The following is a 6,255-nucleotide window of genomic DNA, read 5'->3' on the forward strand; positions in this document are numbered from 1 at the left end:
AAACTGTCAAGTAAATATTTTTAATATCGTATATACGACACACTAACATTACGATAAATGACTAAATTGTATTACTCGATCAGTGCTAATAACGCACGACGAAAATCAAAATAAGCCATATTACTAGTCATATCGTCGAAGTTACTTTTAAAGTACGGATTGACCACAGTTTGCTTAATTGTTCCTGGATCACCGTTCATAACAATGATTTTTTGCCCAAGAAATAAAGCTTCATCAATATCATGGGTGATGACGATCACACAATTCCCACTACTCGTCCATAAATCTAACAAAATTTGGTGCATTTCTTTGCGGATGTGGTTATCCAGTGCGCTAAATGATTCATCTAGCATTAATATAGCAGGCTGATTAATAAATTCTCGTGCCAATGCGACCCGCTGACGCAGGCCACCGGATAACTCATACACATATTTATTCTTAAAATCAAGTAACCCTGTTTGCGTTAATAAAGACGTTAGGCGCTGTTCAATTTGTGTCGCTGGTAATTTACGCATTCGCGGACCAAAAGTAATATTTTGGCTGACGTTAAGCCACGGGTATAAGGCCATATCCTGAAAAACAATTCCGCGCTGCCAACTAGCTTGGGTGATTCTGGCTCCATTCATTAACAGTTCGCCCGCTTGTGGCATTGCATAGCCAGCAATCAAATTAAGTAACGTGCTCTTACCAATACCAGATGGACCAATGATCACATTAAGCGAATTAGAATTAAGCGCCAAACTAACCTGGCTGATCGATTGGTCATCACTGCGAGGATATTTGTAGCCCACGTTTCTTGCTTCCAGTAACACCATCAGTCGGAACCACCTCCTTTAATGAAATTTATATCAATAAATTGGCGACATTGCTGCCGGCTAACATACTTATTTAACGTTTGTTGGCGCCACATAAACTGGCTTGTTCCATATAACTGATTTAAAAATGTAGTGGTCATAAATTTAGGCATCTGTGCCGCAGTCAACCATTTTGACGACCCAATTTGTTTTTTAGCAGCCCTTGACGTGATACTCATTTGCTGTGCGGTCACATGATAGATCTGTGACGGATTTGTTTGATAAAGACTATGTGTCGCACTAAGGGCCGCAATGATCTGACGCAAAACCCGGCGATGGTGTTGTCTAAATTTATTTGTTGCCAGCGTTACATTAGCCGTTAACGCGCCTTGATCCGCCATCGCTGCACTGTCCACAACTGCTGTTTGACCAGTTAAATGGTCTAGGCTAGGCTGCCAAGTATACGCACCGTCAATGTCGCCACGCTGCCAGGCAGCTACAATTTCTGGTGTTTGCATATCGACAAGTTGCACTTTACCCGTTAAATGGTGCTGCTCTAAATACATCATTAAACTATAATGGGAAGTTGAAGCAAACGGTGTAGCAATTTTTTTACCCGCCAGATCTTGGGGCCGCTGGATATGCTGCCCTTTTTTTACCACTAGTGCTTCATTGCTGCCAATTATATCGTTGATCCAAACTAATTTGGCGGGTATTTTTGCAGCTAGTGCGACCACTGCATTCGTATCACCCATAGTTGCCAAATCAACGCTACCTGACAGTAGCGCCTTATTTGCGTCGACCCCAGAATCAAACGAAATATACTTAACTAAATAGCCTAATTTAGCGCAGGCCTGCCGCAAAGTCTGCCTTTGCCGTGCTGCCGCCACATCGTTTGGTACTTGCAAAATACCGATTCGTACCACTTTTTTTGGCTGCTGGTGTGCCGCTGCTGAACAACTCGTCAAGGTTAGCGCACAAAATAGTAGCGTCATTAGCGTCAGCAACTTTTTTACCATTATTTTTTACCTTCCCAATGTACAAAATGTAGCTCCAGTCGCTTCAACAACTGATCGATCAAAACGCCGGTAACGCCCAATAAAATAATGCCGATAAACATCACATCGCTTTTTAAATAATGTGACGAATCAATGATCATCCATCCGATCCCCGAACTAGCGGCAATCATTTCTGCTGAAACAATTGTAGTGTAAGCCACCCCCACTGCTGAACGTAGACCTGTGAAAATATCTGGTACAGCTGCCGGAAACACAATATTACAAAAAATCTGCCAGCGACTGGCCCCTAATGATGAGGCACTTTGTAAATATTCAAGATCAATTCGTGTAACTGAATCAAAGCACGCAATATAGATCGGTGGTAACGCCGCTAAAAAAAGTAAGGTGATCTTAGAAGTTTCACCGATCCCCAGCCATAAAATCAATAATGTATAGTACGCAAGCGGCGGAATCGGTCGGATAAATTGAATCAACGGATCCACTATCGCTTTAATGAGTGGCACATAGCCACTCATTAATCCTAGCGGAATGCCAAGTACGATCGCACAGAGAACCGCAATCAACAGACGCTGCATTGTGATCAAATAATGCGTGTATAGCGCTACGCCACCATAACCAAAGTGCCATAACTTAACAAAAGTATTACCGATTTTTCCTAACGAGGGCAGTAACACTTCAGGAAGCAGATCCAGTCCAGTGACCAGCGTCCAAATCATTATCAGTACAGTAATGGTTAGTAAGCTAATTGATAGGTATTTAAGCTTCCCTGTTTTTTTCACATGAATTCTCCTAGTAAGCTTTTACCACATTAACGTAGATCAAAACGATAATCAGTTACAATTGGTTGCCGTCCGGAAACAGTATCTTGATAATATTCATACTCACTAATGCCTAAAAATGACCCTGTGATATTGTAGATGTTCGTATAACCAAGATTGCCTAGGGCACGAACGACGTTATAACTACGTTGACTACTTAAACAGTGAACGTAGACTGGCTGCTCCGTTGGAATTTCATCTAAGCGTTGCCGAAACTCGCTCATTGGAATATTGATAGCATTAATAATATGACCTTCGTTATACTCAACTTTTTCACGGACATCAATGATCACAGCGTCCTTTTCCACTAAACCGCGAACTGCACTTAACGGCACTTGTTTATACTCACCATTTAAAATGTTGGTTGCCACTAAACCGGCCATATTAACTGCATTTTTCGCAGTACTAAACATTGGCTGATAACACAATTCCAACGTTTCTAAATCTTCCACGTAACCATTCTGGGTGATCATGGCGGCAATAATGTCGATTTGTTTATCGACCGAGCTTTCACCGATAGCTTGTGCACCTAGAATTTTTCCAGACGGATAGCCGAAAATTAATTTGAAATACAGTGGCTTCGCATGTGGCATCAACGGCACCTTGTCTTTGGGAATAACCATAGCAACACGATGATCCAACTTATTTTGTTGGCAATCAGATTCAGTCAGACCAGTCGAAGCCACGTTTATTTCAAATATTGGGATACATTGTGAGCCGATCACACCACGATTTCGTGTTTGGCGGCCATAGATATGATCTGTCGCCTGCCGCGCTTGAATTTGTGCTGAAAATGCTAGATCAAGCCGCTGTTTCTGGCCGGTTTGGCGATTAGTAACTTCAATGGCATCCCCAACAGCATGAATATGCGGTAAGTTAGTCTGGAAATTTTGATCAACGCTTATGGCACCAGTAGCGCCAATTGCAATACCTGTTTTCTCAGCTAAGTGCGTTTCTGGCGCTACACCAATTGCTGCGATCACGACTTCGCTGTTCAACTTACGACCTGACTTTAAAGTAACTGCTGTTTTAGTAATTTCAGTGACAGAGTCGTTTGTAATTAAATTAACTTTATTATCCAACAGTGTTTTTTGCACGATTTGTGCCATATCATAATCAATAGCACCTAAAACATGGTCACAGCCTTCAACTAAATTAACGTTGTAGCCACCCTTAACTAAATTTTCTGCAGTCTCTACACCAATAAAGCCACCGCCAACTACCGTTACAGTTTTAGTTTTATGTTCTATCAAGAATGTCTCCAGTGTCTTGATATCGACAACATTGCGAATGGTAAAAACATTTTCATCGTTAATGCCTTTGATCGATTGTGGCCGCACCGGCACAGCACCCGGTGATAAAACTAGCTCATCATAAGCAACAGTTTGTATAGTCCCATCTAGCACATTGCGCACATTTACCGTTTTTGCTTCGGCATTAATGGCAATAACTTCGTGATTGACGATGGCATCAATGTTGTACTGCAATTTAAATTCACTCGGCTGCATCAGAACAATATCATCAGCATCTGCGACTACTTTTGATAAATGATATGGCAACGAACAATTGGAGAATGATACATCTGGTCCTTTTTCATAAATCGTGATCGTAGCACTTTCATCTAATCGACGACATCGTGCTGCAGCTGATGCGCCACCAGCCACACCGCCTACAATAACAATATTTTTACCCATTATTAGATCAGTCCTTTCGCGAATAAACTTACCAAACAAAAAAATCCCAAGCCAAAAAGTTTACCTTTTCAGCTTGGGACATTATTTATACTAATGTGTTACCACCCATGTTTAACGATGCTTCACAACATCATCCTTGTCGAGTACCTGTCTGTACTCAGATTCGATAACGTGAATTAAACGTGTTGACCTTACTTTTCACAGAAAGCTCGGCCAATAGTTACTCCAAGACCATCTTCATTTTCTACCGCTATCGCTTTTCAGAATCCGCGACTCTCTGGAAGTCAGTATAAAAATTACTCATCTTTTCTCAGCAAATATTAATCTATTTATCATAATGATATGGGATTTGCGAAAAAAGTCAAGCTTAATTTTATTTTTATTTTGATACTCGTAAATACCATATTGCGACGCTAAATAGTAGTACCCCACAGACAGTAAAAATCAAGACCAGCGGTACACTATCTGCGAGTGGTCCTAGCGTTAAGCTGCCGAGCAACAACATTAAATTGCTGATCATCTGATTGGCCGCAAATGTTCGCCCCATAAAATCTGGTTCAGCAGTTGTTTGAATAATGACTGCTTGTGTTGTCATCATGAATGGTGTGCACCATCCGGCAAGAAACATAGTCACTAGGTACAGAGCTAAGTTAGGCATCGATCCCATTAACATCATCGCAATGGCAAAGCCGCCAACTGACAACGCCAATACATGTGCATTATTTTTAAACTGCTTTTGTTTAGCCACGATCAAACCGCTTATGATCGAACCGCCGGCCCAGATGATCTCTTGAAGGGTCAAATTAGTCACACTGGCACCAAATTGTCGCTGAATCAGCAACAAACTCAGTACTGTCGCCGGCGTCATCAATAAATAAGCTAAGCCATTGATCGTAAATAAACGTCTTAACGCTAAATTGTTAAATAAATATTTTAGTCCTGCGATTAAAACACGTTCGTTTTTTAGTGCTGAATTTGCAATAACACTAACTGGTTGCAATTTGATTTTCGTCATACAGAGTAATTCAATCACTGCCGTAATGACATCGATCATCAGCGCCCAGTATAAATTAAAATTCGCCAGGATCAAACCACCTAATAGTGGCGATAGTAGTGTTGATAGTGACATTAAGGTCTGATTCAGACCGTTGATCCGCGTTAGCTCATTTTCAGGTACTAATTGTGGATAAGCCGAACTGACGGCTGGTTGCTGAATTCCTTGCCCAATTGAACGTAGTGCTGCAAACAGTAGCAACCACCACAACGAACGTAAACCAGAACTCCATAAAATCGCTAAACCAAGTGTGAGTAACGCGATTGCGCCATCCGCACCCATGATCAACCATTTACGTGAATACCGATCAGCCCACGCACCACCAAATAAGCTAATTAAAACTTGTGGCAGTAGCGTACTTACCGTTGCTAACGCCAACCATAGACCTGAATTAGTGGTTAAACTGATATACCACGTAATCGCGTAGCCAGTAACCAATGTCCCAAATTAATGAAATATTTTGACTAAATAAAAATAAATAACCTTGTTTTTGCCAATGCTTTTGCATGCGTAGAACTCCCTTGTTCCGCAACGCAGCCATCGACAGCGCTGCGGATTATTTTATATTTAATGTTTCGTCTACGTATTTCACAACAAAAATTTTCGTCATCATAAAGCTCCTTTTGGGTTGTAATTTACAACCATTTAATATTATTAATACTCTACCGAAATCATTCAAATATAGCAATAAATAATTCAATTTATGTAAGCCATTTTGCTTGATAAAAGAGAGTGTCAAATTTTATGTGTAAATAGAAAAGCCTCTCGTCCTTTTTTTAAAACATAGATTCTAATGTGTCTTCAACCATGTTGAATCCCTTATGCACCCGCTGATCAAACTTGTCATTGTAATCCAGAATAACCGTCATCAAGGTT

General features: G+C 40.8%; 5 protein-coding genes. All 5 read right to left on the bottom strand.

Annotation, left to right across the window (positions count from 1 at the left end):
- Nucleotides 1–71: 71 nt before the first annotated feature.
- Nucleotides 72–815: an ABC transporter ATP-binding protein gene (locus EKM76_RS05045; protein ID WP_125549612.1), complete on the bottom strand. Its 744-nt coding sequence runs from the start codon at nucleotides 813–815 to the stop codon at nucleotides 72–74.
- On the bottom strand, nucleotides 815–1,813 hold the full coding sequence (locus EKM76_RS05050; RefSeq protein WP_125549613.1) for a taurine ABC transporter substrate-binding protein: 999 nt from the start codon (nucleotides 1,811–1,813) through the stop codon (nucleotides 815–817). Before EKM76_RS05050 ends, EKM76_RS05045 begins: the two co-directional genes overlap by 1 nt.
- A complete protein-coding gene (locus tag EKM76_RS05055; RefSeq protein WP_125549617.1) occupies nucleotides 1,813–2,529 on the bottom strand; it encodes an ABC transporter permease in 717 nt (238 codons plus the stop codon). The genes EKM76_RS05050 and EKM76_RS05055 overlap by 1 nt, the downstream gene beginning before the upstream one ends.
- Before the next feature lie 92 nt (nucleotides 2,530–2,621).
- Nucleotides 2,622–4,325 (bottom strand): FAD-dependent oxidoreductase, encoded by a 1,704-nt coding sequence (locus EKM76_RS05060; protein ID WP_125549614.1) that lies wholly within the window; start codon nucleotides 4,323–4,325, stop codon nucleotides 2,622–2,624.
- A gap of 379 nt (nucleotides 4,326–4,704) precedes the next feature.
- On the bottom strand, nucleotides 4,705–5,817 hold the full coding sequence (locus EKM76_RS05065; RefSeq protein WP_225417878.1) for an MFS transporter: 1,113 nt from the start codon (nucleotides 5,815–5,817) through the stop codon (nucleotides 4,705–4,707).
- Nucleotides 5,818–6,255: the final 438 nt, after the last annotated feature.

Source organism: Loigolactobacillus zhaoyuanensis (genome assembly GCF_003946385.1).
GTDB lineage: Bacteria > Bacillota > Bacilli > Lactobacillales > Lactobacillaceae > Loigolactobacillus > Loigolactobacillus zhaoyuanensis.

Coding starts and splice junctions, on each gene's coding strand:
- EKM76_RS05045 (WP_125549612.1), bottom strand. CDS start 815: ATGGTGTTACTGGAAGCAAGAAACGTGGGCTACAAATATCCTCGCAGT.
- EKM76_RS05050 (WP_125549613.1), bottom strand. CDS start 1,813: ATGGTAAAAAAGTTGCTGACGCTAATGACGCTACTATTTTGTGCGCTA.
- EKM76_RS05055 (WP_125549617.1), bottom strand. CDS start 2,529: ATGATTTGGACGCTGGTCACTGGACTGGATCTGCTTCCTGAAGTGTTA.
- EKM76_RS05060 (WP_125549614.1), bottom strand. CDS start 4,325: ATGGGTAAAAATATTGTTATTGTAGGCGGTGTGGCTGGTGGCGCATCA.